At 67.7% G+C, this 14,349-nt stretch carries 17 protein-coding genes; 9 read left to right on the forward strand and 8 right to left on the reverse strand.

From position 1 onward, the window contains the following. The first annotated feature begins 30 nt into the window (after positions 1-30). Both ACGFH6_RS26465 and ACGFH6_RS26470 read left to right on the forward strand, forming a co-directional pair. Positions 31-780: an aquaporin gene (locus ACGFH6_RS26465; protein ID WP_393388996.1), complete on the forward strand. Its 750-nt coding sequence runs from the start codon at positions 31-33 to the stop codon at positions 778-780. Further along, positions 777-1,175, forward strand: a complete 399-nt coding sequence (locus ACGFH6_RS26470; protein ID WP_393388999.1) for an arsenate reductase ArsC — start codon at positions 777-779, stop codon at positions 1,173-1,175. Before ACGFH6_RS26465 ends, ACGFH6_RS26470 begins: the two co-directional genes overlap by 4 nt. Here the strand turns inward: ACGFH6_RS26470 and ACGFH6_RS26475 are convergent. After that, complete coding sequence (locus ACGFH6_RS26475) at positions 1,172-1,537, reverse strand: metalloregulator ArsR/SmtB family transcription factor (protein WP_393389002.1); 366 nt, start codon at positions 1,535-1,537, stop codon at positions 1,172-1,174. The two genes, ACGFH6_RS26470 and ACGFH6_RS26475, sit on opposite strands and share 4 nt — an antisense overlap. A gap of 72 nt (positions 1,538-1,609) precedes the next feature. Here ACGFH6_RS26475 and ACGFH6_RS26480 point away from each other — a divergent pair, with 72 nt between their 5' ends. Next, positions 1,610-3,007: an FAD-dependent oxidoreductase gene (locus ACGFH6_RS26480; protein ID WP_393389005.1), complete on the forward strand. Its 1,398-nt coding sequence runs from the start codon at positions 1,610-1,612 to the stop codon at positions 3,005-3,007. Between the two features lie 123 nt (positions 3,008-3,130). Here ACGFH6_RS26480 and ACGFH6_RS26485 read toward each other — a convergent pair whose 3' ends face one another. Together ACGFH6_RS26485 and ACGFH6_RS26490 are read right to left on the reverse strand one after the other, a co-directional pair. Next, on the reverse strand, positions 3,131-3,643 hold the full coding sequence (locus tag ACGFH6_RS26485; protein ID WP_393389007.1) for a DinB family protein: 513 nt from the start codon (positions 3,641-3,643) through the stop codon (positions 3,131-3,133). A 67-nt stretch (positions 3,644-3,710) separates the two neighbouring features. Then, positions 3,711-4,541, reverse strand: a complete 831-nt coding sequence (locus tag ACGFH6_RS26490) for an MBL fold metallo-hydrolase (protein ID WP_393389009.1) — start codon at positions 4,539-4,541, stop codon at positions 3,711-3,713. Positions 4,542-4,647: 106 nt separating this feature from the next. Here ACGFH6_RS26490 and ACGFH6_RS26495 point away from each other — a divergent pair, with 106 nt between their 5' ends. The 3 genes from ACGFH6_RS26495 (at position 4,648) to ACGFH6_RS26505 (ending at position 6,532) form a co-directional block, all read left to right on the forward strand. Beyond that, entirely contained in the window at positions 4,648-5,580 is a 933-nt protein-coding gene (locus tag ACGFH6_RS26495) for an aminoglycoside phosphotransferase family protein (protein ID WP_393389012.1), read from the forward strand. Between the two features lie 78 nt (positions 5,581-5,658). Further along, positions 5,659-6,114, forward strand: a complete 456-nt coding sequence (locus tag ACGFH6_RS26500; RefSeq protein ID WP_393389015.1) for a YybH family protein — start codon at positions 5,659-5,661, stop codon at positions 6,112-6,114. 88 nt (positions 6,115-6,202) lie between these two features. After that, positions 6,203-6,532, forward strand: coding sequence for an Lsr2 family protein (locus ACGFH6_RS26505; protein ID WP_393389018.1), 330 nt, complete (start codon positions 6,203-6,205; stop codon positions 6,530-6,532). Between the two features lie 20 nt (positions 6,533-6,552). Here the strand turns inward: ACGFH6_RS26505 and ACGFH6_RS26510 are convergent, their stop codons facing one another. The 3 genes from ACGFH6_RS26510 to ACGFH6_RS26520 are packed head-to-tail and all read right to left on the reverse strand — an operon-like array spanning position 6,553 to position 7,560. Next, the gene (locus ACGFH6_RS26510; protein ID WP_393389020.1) at positions 6,553-6,879 is read right to left on the reverse strand and encodes a DUF1048 domain-containing protein; all 327 of its coding nucleotides are present in this window, start codon (positions 6,877-6,879) and stop codon (positions 6,553-6,555) included. A gap of 1 nt (position 6,880) precedes the next feature. Further along, positions 6,881-7,237 (reverse strand): DUF1048 domain-containing protein, encoded by a 357-nt coding sequence (locus tag ACGFH6_RS26515; protein ID WP_393389023.1) that lies wholly within the window; start codon positions 7,235-7,237, stop codon positions 6,881-6,883. After that, positions 7,234-7,560, reverse strand: a complete 327-nt coding sequence (locus ACGFH6_RS26520; protein ID WP_393389029.1) for a PadR family transcriptional regulator — start codon at positions 7,558-7,560, stop codon at positions 7,234-7,236. Before ACGFH6_RS26520 ends, ACGFH6_RS26515 begins: the two co-directional genes overlap by 4 nt. Before the next feature lie 117 nt (positions 7,561-7,677). On the opposite strand from ACGFH6_RS26520, the gene ACGFH6_RS26525 reads away from it, so the two are divergent. The 3 genes from ACGFH6_RS26525 (at position 7,678) to ACGFH6_RS26535 (ending at position 11,872) form a co-directional block, all read left to right on the forward strand. Beyond that, positions 7,678-8,922: a PucR family transcriptional regulator gene (locus tag ACGFH6_RS26525; protein WP_393389032.1), complete on the forward strand. Its 1,245-nt coding sequence runs from the start codon at positions 7,678-7,680 to the stop codon at positions 8,920-8,922. 123 nt (positions 8,923-9,045) lie between these two features. Beyond that, positions 9,046-11,388 carry a molybdopterin cofactor-binding domain-containing protein gene (locus tag ACGFH6_RS26530; protein WP_393389034.1) on the forward strand — a complete coding sequence of 781 codons (2,343 nt, stop codon included), beginning with the start codon at positions 9,046-9,048 and terminating at the stop codon, positions 11,386-11,388. Between the two features lie 7 nt (positions 11,389-11,395). Continuing rightward, on the forward strand, positions 11,396-11,872 hold the full coding sequence (locus tag ACGFH6_RS26535) for a (2Fe-2S)-binding protein (RefSeq protein WP_393389037.1): 477 nt from the start codon (positions 11,396-11,398) through the stop codon (positions 11,870-11,872). Positions 11,873-11,910: 38 nt separating this feature from the next. Here ACGFH6_RS26535 and ACGFH6_RS26540 read toward each other — a convergent pair whose 3' ends face one another. Further along, on the reverse strand, positions 11,911-12,738 hold the full coding sequence (locus ACGFH6_RS26540) for an alpha/beta fold hydrolase (protein ID WP_393389039.1): 828 nt from the start codon (positions 12,736-12,738) through the stop codon (positions 11,911-11,913). A gap of 19 nt (positions 12,739-12,757) precedes the next feature. Next, positions 12,758-14,182: an FAD-dependent oxidoreductase gene (locus ACGFH6_RS26545; RefSeq protein WP_393389042.1), complete on the reverse strand. Its 1,425-nt coding sequence runs from the start codon at positions 14,180-14,182 to the stop codon at positions 12,758-12,760. Between the last annotated feature and the right edge of the window lie 167 nt (positions 14,183-14,349).

Raw genomic sequence — 14,349 nt, forward strand, 5'->3', positions numbered from 1 at the left:
CGATATCGCCGTACCTGCTGTGAGCATCCGGTGAGCAAGACTCCGCTGTGGCGACGGACAGTTGCCGAGGGCATCGGAACAGGACTCCTGGTCAGCGTCGTCATCGGATCAGGGATCGCGGCGGCGAAGCTGTCGCCGAGCGACGTCGGACTGCAACTCCTCGAGAACGCGTTCGCGACGGCGCTCGGGCTCGCCGTACTCATCCTGATGCTCGGCCCGGTGTCCGGTGCGCACTTCAACCCGGTGGTCTCGGCCGTCGACTGGTGGCTCGGCCGACGCGGCGGCAGCGGTCTGACGTCGCGTGACCTGAGTGCCTACGTCCCGGCGCAGGTCGTCGGCGCGGTGCTCGGCGCCGTACTCGCGAATCTGATGTACGGCGAAGCCGCGGTGTCCTGGTCGACGACGGATCGCAGCTCCGGACATCTGTGGCTCGGTGAGGTCGTCGCGACGGCCGGGCTGATCGTGCTGATCTTCGCGCTCGCCGCGTCAGGCCGGTCCGCGTTGGCGCCGGCCGCGGTGGGTGCGTACATCGGGTCGGCGTACTGGTTCACCTCGTCGACGTCGTTCGCCAATCCGGCGGCCACGATCGGGCGAACGTTCAGCGACACCTTCGCCGGCATCGCGCCGGGGTCCTTGCCGGGCTTCTTGGTCGCTCAGGTTGCCGGAGCCGCGGTCGGGGTGGGTCTGCTGGCCTTGCTGTATCCGAGCGCCGGGCGAGCGGCGGACCAAGGCGTGACCCCTCAGATCGACACCACTGCGAGGACTGGAGCTTTCGAGTGAGCAAGCCAAGTGTGCTGTTTGTCTGTGTCCACAACGCCGGCCGGTCGCAGATGGCCGCGGGCTGGTTGCGGCAGCTGGCGGGCGACTCGGTCGAGGTCCGCTCGGCCGGGTCGGAACCGAAGGATCAGATCAACCCGGTCGCCGTCGAGGCGATGCGCGAGGTGGGCATCGACATCACGGGCGCGGTCCCGCAGAAGCTCGAGTACGAGACCGCACAGAGCAGCGATGTCATCGTCACGATGGGCTGCGGTGACGCCTGCCCGGTCTTTCCCGGCAAGCGGTACGAGGACTGGGAGCTCACCGACCCGGCCGGGCAGCCGATCGACGTCGTACGCCGCGTCCGCGACGAGATCCGCGGCCGCGTCGAGAAGCTCGTCGGTGAACTGCAGGCCTAGCTGGGGCTTCCAGCGGTGGCGGGAGTAGCCACCGACAGCAGGTTGGAGAGCCAGGTCAGGCGCTCGGGCAGCGGCCAGTAGTAGACCCAGGTTCCGCGGCGTTCGCAGTCGACGAGGCCGGCTTCGCGGAGCACCTTCAGGTGGTGCGAGATCGTCGGGCCGCTGACGTCGAAGTTCGGGGTGATGTCGCAGACGCAGATCTCGTCGCCCGCGGAGGCGATGATCGACATCAGCCGCAGCCGGATCGGGTCTGCCAGTGCCTTGAACGCCGCCGCGCCGTCGACGGCCTGCGCCGGATCGAGCGCTACCTCCGAGATCGGCGCGCAGCAGGCGTTCAGCACGGGCAGTTCCTGATTCGACATGGATCTATCTTGACTCTTGTCGAATCAAGAGGCAAGCTTCGTGATTAGATGAACGTCTAGACAGCACGGAGGATGATCGTGACAGAGCCGGTGGTAGTCATCGGAGCAGGCCCGGTGGGACTGGCCGCAGCGGCGCACCTGGCCGAACGCGGACTCGAGTTCCTGGTGCTCGAATCGGGGCCGAGCGTTGCCGCGGCGATCGACGAATGGCGGCACGTGAAGCTGTTCAGCCCTTGGCGCTACGACATCGACGGGGCCGCGCGCCGGCTGCTGGAGGAGAGCGACTGGATCGAGCCCGACCTGGACCTGCTGCCGACCGGGGGCGACCTGATCGACGAGTACCTGGCGCCGCTGGCGAAGACACCGCAGCTCGCGGACAGGATCCGGTACGGCGCTCAGGTGATCGCAGTGACCAGAGTCGGGTACGACCGCATCCGCACAGCCGGCCGCGAGACCGCGCCGTTCCTGGTGCGCCTGGCAGACGGTCAGGAAGTCCTGGCGTCCGCTGTGATCGACGCGGCCGGGACCTGGCGCCGCCCGAACGTTCTCGGCGGATCGGGCATCCCGGCGCGTGGCGAGACCGAGGTCGCCGATGTGATCTCGCCTTCGCTGCCGGATGTGTTCGGTCGCGACCGGGAACGCTTCGCGGGTCGTCGTACTGCGGTCGTCGGCGCGGGTCACTCGGCGGCGACGACTCTGCTCGAGCTCGGTGAGCTGGCCGAACACGAGCCGGGTACCGAGGTCATCTGGGTGGTTCGGGGCACGGACCAGGCGCGGACGTACGGCGGGGGAGCGGCTGACGAGCTCCCCGCGCGGGGTGCGCTAGGCGCACGCCTCAAGAAGCTGGTGCAGTCGGGCCGGGTGAAGCTGGTGAGCAGCTTCCGCACCGAGTCGCTGGCTCGTGCGACGGATGGCCGGGTGGTACTGACCTCCGGGGACGAGCAGGTCGTGGTGGACACAGTGGTGAACTCGACCGGGTTCCGGCCGGATCACGACATGGTCGGTGAGCTGCGGCTCGATCTGGACCCGATCCTGGGCTCGACCCGGGCGTTGGCGCCGCTGATCGACCCGAACCGGCATTCCTGCGGGACAGTCCCGCCGCACGGCGTCGACGAGCTGACGCATCCGGAGCCGGGGTACTACGCGGTCGGTGCGAAGTCCTACGGCCGGGCGCCGACGTTCCTGCTCGCGACCGGCTACGAGCAGGCCCGCTCGGTTGTCGCCGCGCTGGCCGGCGACTGGGACGCCGCGCGCGACGTCCAGCTCAACCTGCCCGAGACGGGGGTGTGCTCGTCGAACCTCGCGTACGGCGACTCCGACGACGAGGCCGCGGGCGGCTGCTGCGGTCCAGCGCCGCAGGCGGTCAGCATCGAAGCGCCAGTCAGCCGTGGACTCGCAACCGGAATCAGTGGCGGTCTGCTGACCGTCATCGATGCCAAGCCGACCACGCAGTCCGGCTGCTGCAACTGACGACACGCTCCGGGTCTGACCACCACGGTGGCCAGACCCGGACACCCCTCCACCGGCCGATCGTGGACGCACTGCCGCAGCTGCGTCCGGCCTCCAGGACTACCTGAGGATCTGCTGCTGACCTCAGTACAGCGTGAGCTGCCGCCGGTGAAAGTCGAAGTGTTGGGTCGGGAAGTGGTAGACATCGCCCAGCGTCATGTACTCCTTGAAGAACGGATCCCAGCGCGTCGGGTAGTACATCCCTCGCGTCAGATCCGCTTCGCTCTCCGCGTCCAACCGCCGATGCAGCTTCTCGATGACGTGGTCGAACATCACGACCATGCGATGGGGGCTGAGTGTGTTGCCCCCGGCGTACGAACCGAGGAAGTTCACCACGTCGAACGGTTTGGTCCCCGCGTTCAGCAGTCGCGCGTACCCCCGGCTGGCACCGCGCGGCAGGCGCCCGAACACCCGCACCAACCGGAGCAAAGCCCTGATGATCAGGTAGCCGAGCAGCATGTGAAACAACAATTGCCGGTTGCTCCAACGCGTCCCGTTGGATCGCCTGCGCAGGGCTGCGTCGCCGGCATGCTCGACGAGCTCGTGGAACTCGTGGCGTGCCCGCTCCAACTCCTCGTGCACCAGACTCCGGTCCATGTCCCATGGTGGGCTGCGATCACAGCACGGCACCAGCGGAAAGTGGTGTTTGCCGAGTCGAGGGAGCTCAGGTGAGCCAGCGTCGGCCTTGGCCGGCCAGAACTCGGCCGAACTGGAGTTCGGGGAAGTGGGCGCCGGCGCCCAGGGTGTTGCCGTCCTCCAGTTCACGGAACAGGCGCTCGCGAACCTGCTGGGCGAGTTCGGGATCGACGTCGCCCATGGACCGCCAGGTCGGCTCGTCCAGCTGGACCGGGCAGATGATGGCGTCGCCGAGCAGCAGCGCGCGACTCGTTCCGGAGGAGACGATGACGCAAAGGTGACCGGGCGTATGGCCGGGCGTCATGGTCAGGGTGATGCCTGGTGCGACCGTGGTGTCGCGATCGACCAGGCGCAGGCGGTCGCCGCGATCCGCCGCGATCCGGAGGCCGTGCCGGATGTGGTCGCGCATCGCGTGCGCCGGGTCCTGTACGAAGTGATGCCAGTCGCCCGCGCCGATCCAGATGGACGCGTTGGGGAACGTCGGCGCGGCGTCGAGGTCGAAGAGCCAGCCGCAGTGGTCGGAATGCAGATGAGTGCAGATGACGTCGGTGACCTGCGACGGGCTGACGCCGACGGCACGGAGCCCTAACGGCAACTGCCCGCCGATGAGCAGCCGCCGCGGACTGGCGTCGGCGATATCGGGTCCCATGCCCGCGTCGACGAGAACCGTCCGGTCCTTGGTTCGCACGAGGAAGCAGCCGATCGGCAGCCAGGCCATGCCATGGCGGGTGAAGAGATCCTCGTGGCCGTCGGCGCGCACGTGGTCCCCGAAGTACGCGGGCGAAGCCCTGAAAACGCCGTCGGTGACCGGGTGGATGTCGATCTCACCGATCCGCATGGTGCTCCCTGTCGTTGACACCTCCCTACTCTTACTCCGCGTCCGCCCGCGGACGCCAGGGTGGTGCACTCGCCAGATCCTGCTCAATTGGCTGGACACTCTGGCCGCGTTGCTGTTGCGTGCCAACGTGACTGTTCTGCACGACGACGAGATTCCGATCGACCTCGGCCTGGTCCGCAAACTCGTCGATACCGAGTTCCCGCAGTACGCCGGGCTGCCGCTGCGCCGGCTTGGCGCCTCGGGTTCAACCAATGCGCTGTTCCGGTTGGGAGACCGCCTGCTGGTCCGCCTCCCGAGACAGCCCGGGAACGGCGCGGCGATCGAAAAGGAACAGCATTGGGCCGCCGAGTTCGCCCCGCGGCTGCCAGTCAGAGTGCCCCAGATCCTCGCGCTCGGCCGACCGGCCCACGGCTATAGCGAACGGTGGTCAATCGTCGGATGGCTCCCCGGCGAGCATCCGGCGGCGTGCGGCCCGGACGAGCCCCCGAATCAGCAACGGGCGCAGTTGGCCGTCGACCTTGCGGAGTTGATCATCGCGCTCCGCGGCGCACCGATGTCGGACGCGGCAGCACAGGATCCGGCCTTGCGTGGATATCGCGGCGAGGCACTGGCGGGGATCGACGACTGGACCCGGACCAACATCGAGCAATGCCGGTCGATCGTCGGCTTCGACCTTGACCTTGATCTTGCCCTCGCAGTCTGGGAGGACGCGCTCCAGCTGCCGGGAGCGTACGAGGTGGGACCGGACTGCTGGTATCACGGCGATCTGGTCGCTGAGAACCTGCTGCTCACCAATGGTCGACTGTCCGCGGTGCTCGACTTCGGAGTCGGGATCGGTGACCCGACAATCGATCTCCACGGCGCCTGGGAACTCTTCGACCAACCTGCGCGGGAGATCTTTCGCCAGCGGCTCGGTGCGGGAGACGCCGAGTGGCTCCGCGGCCGAGCATGGGCACTCGGCATCGCACTCGGTACCTTCACCTACTACTGGCACACCATGCCCACCCGCCGCGAGCACCGCCTAACGATGGCCCGCAACATCCTCACCGACGCCCAGTAAAGCGCCTCAGTGCGAACTAATGCAGGAGACGTCCGAGGCGGTTCAATGGGGTCGTGGTTGTTGAGGACGGAGGCGGATATGGGGATCACTGAGCAGGACGTTGACGCGTTGGTTGGGCGGTGGGCGGAAGCTGCGCAGTTGTACATGGACGGGGATCTTCGCGGCTACGCGGCCATCGCCAGGCATGCGGGGGACTACACCCTGCTACCGCCTATCGGGGGTGATGCCCGGTCCGGATTCGACGGCTCGGACGATGCCGTCGACTGGACGGCGCGGAACTTTCGAGGTGGACAGGTAGAGCTCGAGGTCTTCAAGACCTACACATCCGGCGACCTGGCTGTCCTGGTGGCCGTCGAGCGACAGGTCGGGACAGTGGGCGACCTGCCGCCACAGGACTGGTCGCTGCGCATCACGCTGGTCTTCCGTCGCGATGAGACTGGCTGGCGGCTCGTGCATCGACATGCCGACCCGCTCGTCCACGGCATCACTCCTGAGCTGTTCGCTGAGATTGCGCGGGGCGATCACGCCTCCTGAGGAACTGCGCGCCGATGACCGCGCGGCAGGATAGTTGCCACCTGCAACGGTGTTGTACGGTTGGGTCGGACTCACTTGGAGGAGCGAGATGGCGCAGCGCATCGTAGTCCGGCTCACCGACGACCTCAGCGGCGCGGAACTCCCGGTTGGAAAGGGCGAAACCGTCACCTTCTGCCTCGACGGCATTACGTACGAGATCGACCTGGCCGCGAAGAACGCCACCGCCCTTCGCAAGGTACTCCGGCCGTACGTCGAAGCCGGTCGCCTGATCAAGCCGTCCCGCCGACGCCCGGTCCGGACCCGGATCGCGGCCGATCCCCGCACCGTCAAGGAATGGGCACGAGCCAACGGCTACCAGGTATCCGACCGCGGGCGAATCCCCAAGGCCGTCATCGACGCCTTCGACGCAGCCAACTGAACCCAGCCTGCCGGTCGGTTCTAGTCGTCGGCCGCGGAGGGTTTTCCGCTGAGGGACTCTTGATAGATGTCGGCGTAGGTGCGCGAGTCCTTGACCAGGTCGTCGCAGAAGGCCGCGACGTCGTTGCCGATGAGCTCCAGGACTCCCTTGCCGGCCGCGACGCCCTCCTCGAAGAAGTCGACGATCTCTGCGAGGAGGTTCCCCTCGGTCAACTCGACCGGTCCGATCTTGAAGAAGTACTTCTGCATCTCCTTGTAGACGATCTGATAGTCCGGCGGAAGCGCCTTGACTCGCGCCATGTGCGCTCGCCACTGCTTCTTGCCCTCGATGATGTCTTGGATGCCCACGTCAGCCTCCTAGCTGGCCCAGTTTCCTTGCGACGTTCCGGTTCAACTGCTCGCGCCACCGGTCGCGATAGCTCCGCGCCCCTTCTCCGCCGGCCAGCGCCGCGCAGAAGCCCTGGACGTCGTCGCCCAGTACGTCGTGAACGCTCTGCCCATCCGCCGCCGTCTCCTCGAGCAGCCCGAGTGCGCCGTCCATGATCGGCATCAGATTGCGGCCCGTGAAGCTCCCGTAGGGAAACAGGTGAGCCTTGATCTGGTCCCACGCCGCCCGGTAGTCGGCCGGCAAGGCCGCGGCCCGGGCTTCGAACGCCTTGTACTCCCTGGTGAGATCGCTGCCTGTCATGCGTTCCCACAAGTTCATCGTCCGCCCTCCTTGAGTTTGTCGATCCGGGATGAGAGGTACTCCCATTTCGCCCAGAACCTCCGCAGTTCCTCGCGCCCCGCGTCGCCGAGCGCATAGAACTTCCGCGGCGGCCCCAGCTCGGATGGTCGTTTCGTCACCTGAACGAGCCCGTTCTTCTCCAGTCGCAGCAAGATGGTGTAGACGGTCCCCTCGACGACGTCGGCGAAGCCGAGCTCGTTCAGCCGGCGCGTGATGGCGTACCCGTAGGTCTCCTCCCGGCCGATGATTTCGAGCACGCAGCCCTCGAGTGTGCCCTTCAGCATCTCCGTCAGGTCGTCCATCGCGGATCCTCCCAGTACTCCGTAGCACCGAGTACCACTATACGGTATCACCGAGTAGTCCGGCGAACTCCGCCAGGACTGTGCCGCGTGGCGACGGTGTGCGATGCTGTGCCGACTATGAGTGAGGTGGTACGGCGGGACGTCGGGCGGACGGTGGTGCCGCGGACCGCGGAGGCGCTGGCCGGGAGCCTGCTGCTGCACCTGCGGCCGGTGACCGACGCGCTCGTGCAGACCATCTACGAGCAGAACCCTGCCTATCGCGAGATGGATGCGGTTCCGCCGGATGATCTGTGGCGGTCATGTCATGACAACGTCGCCCGGGTCGTGCAGATGATCGCCGACACGGACCGCAGGATCGACGGGTCCGCAGCCGACGAGTACTTCGATGCGGCGCGGGAGACGGGACGGCGCCGGGCCGAGCAGCGGATGCCGCTGGACGACGTACTGCGATCGTTCCGCCTCGGTGGTCGGCTGGTGTGGGAGGCGCTGATCGACGAGGCCCGGGCGCAGGGCGTGGTCGACTCCGATGCCCTGCTGGATATCGCGAGCAAGGTCTGGGAGGTGGTCGACAGTACGTCGTCGCAGGTCGCGGCCGCCTATCACAGCGCGGAACGCCAACTCGTCCGCGCCGACGAGCGACGCAGATCGACGCTCTGGGAAGGCCTGCTGCACGGCCGGGCGAAGGACCGGGCGTTCGTCCAGGAGGCCGCGACAGTCCTCGACGTACCAGTGAACGGCCCGTACGCCGTGGTGGCGATCGACAACCTGGTCGACGACGAGTGCACGGTGGCGTCGCTCAGACGGCGGTTGGCCGGCGTCCACGTCGGCTCGGCCTGGCAGGTGCGAACGCACACGGTCGTCGGGTTGCTTGCCTTGGGCGCGGAGTCCCAGGACGCCGTACTCCGATCGCTGCGCGACGCCGTACGGGCGCCCGCGGGCATGTCAGGCGTCGTCTCGGGACTTGCCGATGTGGACGTCGCGTACCGTCAGGCGACGCTGGCCCGGCGAACCCTGCCGAGCGGCGAGACTGGAGTCGCGTCGCTGACCGAGCGGCTTCCGGAGGCATTGCTGCTCAGCGCACCGGAGTTGGCCGAGCAACTCGTCCAGACGTGGCTGGTGCCGCTCATGGAGGTGCCGGCAGCCGAACGTGAGCTACTGCTCGACACCCTCGAGCGGTGGGTCGCCGCCGGCGGTTCGGTCCGGCGCACGGCCGAGTTGGCGTACTGCCACCGCAACACGGTGATCAATCGCCTCCACCGGATCCATCAGATCACCGGTCGGGACCTCACCGACGCCGCCTCCCACCTGGATCTCGGCCTGGCGATCCGGGCCGTCAGGCTGTTTCCGCCTCAGGGCGGCTGAAGACCGGGCTGTGCGTTGTGCACAGTCCGGCCGGGCCAAACGTAGGCGTTCTGGCCATGCCGCGGCGCCTTCTGCGCTGTCAGACTGCGTTCCCTGCACTGGTCGAACCACGGAGGAATCCTCATGGCCGAACACCGTCGGTCGCCGGAAGAGTCAGCACAACAGCCGGCCGGCGAGCGTGGCCTGCTGGGGCGCCGTCGCGTTCTCGGGTACGTTCTCGCCGCACCGACCCTGGCGGTCGGTGTCAGCTGGATCGCCGGCTCGGCCGATCCCCGGCCGGCGGATGCGGCGGTTCCCTCACTGCCGCAGCCCGAGGAGATCTTCGACCTCGGCGATCTGCAGAACCTCGCGGCCGCGCCCACCTCAGGCCTGATCTCGGTTGAACTGAAGACCGACGGCACCGCGTACTTCGCCGTACCCAGGGCAGAGGTCGGCCAGGGCATGACCACGGCGATCGCGATGATCGTCGCCGAGGAACTTGACCTGCCGATGGACAAGATCACCATCGGGCTCGCGGACGCGCGGCCGGAGTTGCTGATGAATCAGCTGACCGGCGGCTCGAACTCGATGCGCAGCATGTACCTCCCGGTGCGCACAGCGGCTGCGATCACTCGGCAACGCCTGGTGGAGACGGCCGCTGCGCACTGGGGCGTGTCGGCCGGCAAGGTGACGACTCGCAAGGGTGTGGTCAGTGGACCGAGCGGGCGTACGGCGACGTACGGATCGTTGGCCCGGGCCGCCGCCAGTTCCCGGACGATAAAGGTGTCCGCCGAGCTCAAGCCCCAGTCCGAGTTCAGCATTCTCGGGCGGCCGCACAACCGGGTCGACGCTCACGACATCGTCACCGGCCGCAAGCAGTTCGGGACGGATCTGCAGATCCCGAACGCGAAGCCGACCATGGTGGCCCGGCCGCCGACGATCAACGGCACCGTGAAGTCGGTCAACAATCTCGCCGCGATCCGCGCGATGCCCGGGATCACGGACGTCGTCGCCATCACCCACGGTGTGGCGATCCGGGGCGAGACGTTCGGCCAATGCATCGACGCCATCCAGGTGGTCGACGCGACCTGGGGCCCGGGAACTGTGGACGGCGAGTCCGACGCGACAGTGTTGGCGAAGCTGCGTGCGGCCCAGTTGCCGATGGCCGTGCCGCCGCTGTTGTCGAACACGATCGACGCCGAGTTCGTCTTCGCCTTCGCCAGCAACAGCCCGCTGGAACCGGACTGTGCGATCGCCGACGTCACCCCGGACAGCGCCGAGATCTGGGCCAGTCTCAAGGTACCGATCGTCGCCCAGGAGGACATCGCCAAACGGCTCGGCCTGCCGATCGACGCGGTGAAGGTGCACGTCATCCAGGGCGGTGGCTCGTTCGGCCGGCACCTGTTCCATGATGTGGCGGCCGAGGCGGCGGAGATCTCCCAGAAGATGGGCAAGCCGGTGAAGCTGTCGTGGTCGCGCACGGACAACTTCCGCCAGGGGCGCGTCCACCCGATGTGTACGTCGCGCGTCCGGGTCAACTACCTGGCCGGCAACGTGCTCAGCTACGAGCAGCGGCACACCAGTGTGGAGACGGACTTCGGTCACGGGCTCGGAGAGATGATCACCGCGTTCGCCGCGGACCTGCCGGTCGGTGGCAACCTCTCGTTCGCGGAGACGATCTTCGCGCTCAGCCAGTCCTCGCCGTACAACTTCGGTGTCACCACGCAGTTGCTCAACGAGATCCCGCTGAAGTTCAACACCGGCAGCATGCGCAACATCTACTCGCCGAACGTCGTGTGCGCCGAGGAGCTCGTGGTCGACCGGCTCGCCGCGAAGTTCGGCCAGGACCCGGTGCGGTTCCGTCGCAACTTCCTCAAGGACAAGCGACTGCTGGCGGTGCTGAACAAGGCGGCCGAGGTCGGCCGATGGGGCAAGACCATGCCGAAGGGCACGGCACAGGGTGTCGCGGTGCACGCGGAGTACCGCGGTGCGGTCGCGACCCTGGTCGAGATCGACTGCCGCCCGGAAACGGTGAACAGACCCATTCGGGACGGCGTGAGCGGCCCGCGCGTGACCAAGGCCGTGATCGTGGTCGATCCCGGCTTCTGCATCAACCCGCGCGGGCTGGAAGCCCAGATGATCGGTGGCCTGCAGGACGCCATCGCACTCGCGCTGACCTCGAGTCTGCACATCAAGAACGGCATGCCGCTCGAAGGCAGCTGGGACAACTACTTCTACACCCGGCAGTGGAACACACCGCCGGACGTACAGGTGGTCATCATGCCCAACACCAACGACAGTCCCAGCGGTGCCGGTGAGCTGGCGGTGGCCCCGGCCTTCGCCGCGGTCGCGTGTGCCTACGCTCGCGCCACCGGGACGATGCCGACGTACTTCCCGATCAACCACGGCAAGCTGGGCTTCGAACCGCTGCCGCTGGAGCCGTCCACCCCGCAGTCACCGACCGACGGTCTCGACCACACGTTCTGAGGAATCCATGGCAACCCACACTTTTACACTCAACGGCAAGCAGATCAGCGTCGAGGCCGAGGGCAACGTTCGTCTGCTGTGGGTTCTCCGCGACCTGCTCGGCGTCACCGGCCCGAAGTACGGGTGCGCGCTGGAGGTCTGCAAGTCGTGCACCTCTCACATCAACGGCAAGGCCTTCAACCCGTGCTCGGTGCAGGTCAAGGACATCGAGCCGGCTGACGAGATCACGACGATCGAAGGCCTGCCGGCGACCGTAGGCAAAGACCTGCACCCGATGCAGCAGGCCTGGCTCGACCACGACGTCTCCCAGTGCGGCTACTGCCAGCCCGGTCAGATCATGGCGGCCGTGGCCAAGGTCAAGCAGGCCCAGGCGGAAGGCCGCGAGATCACCGATGCGGACCTCGACGAGCTGCGCAACATCTGCCGGTGCGGCACCTACTCCCGGATCCGCGAGGCCATCAAGGCAGGCGCCGAGAACATGTGAGGCAGCCTGCGCGACTTTCTCCCGCACATCCGGCCGGATCAGGCGTACGTGGGGAGGGTGGTCAGGAAGCTGAGGAGCAGGGTGTTCACGTGGTCGGGCGCGTCGAGCTGGGGCCAGTGGCCGATGCCGTTGATCCGCTCGTACCGCCACGGGGCGTCGACGAAAGCTGCGGTGCCGGTCAGCGCCTGTTCGGTGATGGCGAGATCTTCGGTGCTCCAGATCCCCATCGTCGGTGCCTGAATGGGCGGGAGGTCCGTCGGAGGCCGGATCAGTGACTCCGGCGGCAGGATCGCCCGGTACACCCCGAGGCTGGCCGTCAGGGCCGCGGGGTCGCGCAGGTGTGCGATGACGGACTCGATGTCCGGGTGCCGGCTCCACGCGCGCAGGTTCGCGAAGTCGTCGGCCGCGAGCCAGCGTTCAGCGACGCCGGGGAACTGGAACAGCAGCATGTACCACGATTTCTCGCGTTGTTCCCAGCCTGCGGCCGCGAACGCCGCCGGATGCCCGACCGACAGGCAGGTCAGGCTGGCGACCCGTTCGGGCGACAGGGCGGCGAGCACCGCGCCGATCGCACCGCCCCAGTCGTGGCCCACGACATGGGCCTGGGGCACGCCGACGGCGTCAAGGAGACCGATCAGGTCGCTGACCATCTGAATCATTCCGTAGCTCGCGACGGTGCCGCGTTTGTCGGACTGGCCGAATCCGCGAAGGTCGGGGGCGATGGTTCGGTAGCCGGTCGTGCCGAGCGCGGTGATCTGGTGGCGCCAGACCTCGTGGCTGTCGGGCCAGCCGTGCAGCAGGAGGACGGGCTCGCCGTCGCCGAGGTCCTCGACCTCGAGGACTGTTCCGTTGATGTCCAAGCGCATGGCGAACTCCTTTCCGGGTTCAGTTGGAGGCGGCCGCGATCGTGGAGAGGAGCTCTGCGCGGTTGGGACCAGGGGTCGGGTACTGCGGCGCGTTGGCGCCGAGCGTGAGGACCTTGCCGACCAAGCCAGGCGCTGCCAGTGCCTCCTGGGGAGTACTCAGCATCGACATGACGGACGCGTACGCACGCAGTACGTCGGGATCATGCCGGGCGGCCGCGTACAACGCTTTGCTCATCGCCCAACTGGCGTCGGACGTTTGGTAGGTTTCGCCGGCCGCATCGGCGGCGAGCTCGTTCAGCCGGTGCCGGTCGAAGGCCAGCGTCATCCGGTACAGCGGAGCGACCGTGCTCTCGGTGATCTCGTCGAACCGGCGTACCAGCTTCTCCGGCTGGTCCGGGTTGACGTCGCGGAGCAGATCGCGCAGTGCGCAGGCGTGCAGCATCCCGATCGACGCGCCGCGACCGAGCGAGGGGTTCGTGCAGGCCCAGGAGTCGCCGACCGCTACGAGCCCGGTGACCACCGGTTCGCCATCGACGACGAACCGGTGATACCGGTCTTCGATGCCGGCGATCACCTGTACGTCCGTGATCGGTTCCGCCTCGCCCCAGTGGGCGGCGGTCGGATACAGCCTCAGCGCCGCGTGCCAGGCGGAGGCGTCGCGCAGCCCGCGCAGGTGCTTGTCTCGCGCGGAGGTGATGAATCCGACGCCCCAGGTGCCGTTGTCGCCGGGAAGGGTCAGGACCGACAGGCTGTCGAAGTGCTGGAGGAGTGTGCCCAGGGCCGCGGGGCGGGATCCGTCTGCCGAACGGAAGTGGCGCGCGTAGTACACGAATCCTGAGTCCTCGCGCTCCTCGTGGGGACGGCGGCCACCGGCGGACTCGACCATGTCGCCGATCGGCGACCGCCGCCCGGTCGTGTCGACGACGAGGTCGGCACGGAGTACGGCGCCGCCGTCGATCACAACTCCGGTCACGTGGGGCGCCGCGGCGACCGGGCCACGGCCGGTGACCAATCCGCGGACCGTGACGCCGCGGCGGATCGAAACACCGTGGGTCCGCTCTGCGACCGCAGCGGCCGCTGCCTCGAGGATCGGACGCCGGGCCGTCACTGTGTCGAATCTGTCGTCGCTGTCGCGCCGGCCACCGGTCAGGTCGACCGGCAGCTCACCGAACACGTTCAGCCGGCAGCCGCCCGAGGCGATCACCTGGTCGAGGACGTCCGGCAGCTCGTGCTGCATCAGCGTCCGCCAGCGGGGCAACATGAAATGCAGCTGGCGGAACTGGTTGACTCCCGGCCGTTGCCACTGGTCCCAGAGGGTGCCGGCATCGTCGCCGGGGGCGGCTTGGTCCCGTTCCAGGATCGTCACGCTGTGGCCGTCGTGGGCCAGGAGCATCGCGGTGACCAGGCCGTTCAGGCCGGCGCCCAGTACGAGGATTTCCGCCATCTCACACCTCCGGAGCTGTATCAGTGCCGGAAGCGTGCGGCCGCCGGCTGCTCATCCGCCAGACCAATCGCTGTCCAATCACTGTCCGAACGCCGTACGGGCTGTTCATCCGTCTTGACCGCTGACCGGGCGGGGGGCAGGTTGGACTGAGGCGCGGCGCGCGAGGA

The sequence above is a fragment of the Kribbella sp. NPDC049227 genome (genome assembly GCF_043197265.1).
In the GTDB taxonomy this organism is placed as follows: Bacteria; Actinomycetota; Actinomycetes; order Propionibacteriales; family Kribbellaceae; genus Kribbella.

Bases quoted from the DNA above. Each gene is read 5' to 3' on its own strand.
- ACGFH6_RS26475 (WP_393389002.1), bottom strand. From the start codon at position 1,537: ATGTCGAATCAGGAACTGCCCGTGCTGAACGCCTGCTGCGCGCCGATC.
- ACGFH6_RS26480 (WP_393389005.1), top strand. From the start codon at position 1,610: ATGATCGTGACAGAGCCGGTGGTAGTCATCGGAGCAGGCCCGGTGGGA.
- ACGFH6_RS26485 (WP_393389007.1), bottom strand. From the start codon at position 3,643: ATGGACCGGAGTCTGGTGCACGAGGAGTTGGAGCGGGCACGCCACGAG.
- ACGFH6_RS26500 (WP_393389015.1), top strand. From the start codon at position 5,659: ATGGGGATCACTGAGCAGGACGTTGACGCGTTGGTTGGGCGGTGGGCG.
- ACGFH6_RS26505 (WP_393389018.1), top strand. From the start codon at position 6,203: ATGGCGCAGCGCATCGTAGTCCGGCTCACCGACGACCTCAGCGGCGCG.
- ACGFH6_RS26515 (WP_393389023.1), bottom strand. From the start codon at position 7,237: ATGAACTTGTGGGAACGCATGACAGGCAGCGATCTCACCAGGGAGTAC.
- ACGFH6_RS26520 (WP_393389029.1), bottom strand. From the start codon at position 7,560: ATGGACGACCTGACGGAGATGCTGAAGGGCACACTCGAGGGCTGCGTG.
- ACGFH6_RS26525 (WP_393389032.1), top strand. From the start codon at position 7,678: ATGAGTGAGGTGGTACGGCGGGACGTCGGGCGGACGGTGGTGCCGCGG.
- ACGFH6_RS26530 (WP_393389034.1), top strand. From the start codon at position 9,046: ATGGCCGAACACCGTCGGTCGCCGGAAGAGTCAGCACAACAGCCGGCC.
- ACGFH6_RS26535 (WP_393389037.1), top strand. From the start codon at position 11,396: ATGGCAACCCACACTTTTACACTCAACGGCAAGCAGATCAGCGTCGAG.
- ACGFH6_RS26540 (WP_393389039.1), bottom strand. From the start codon at position 12,738: ATGCGCTTGGACATCAACGGAACAGTCCTCGAGGTCGAGGACCTCGGC.
- ACGFH6_RS26545 (WP_393389042.1), bottom strand. From the start codon at position 14,182: ATGGCGGAAATCCTCGTACTGGGCGCCGGCCTGAACGGCCTGGTCACC.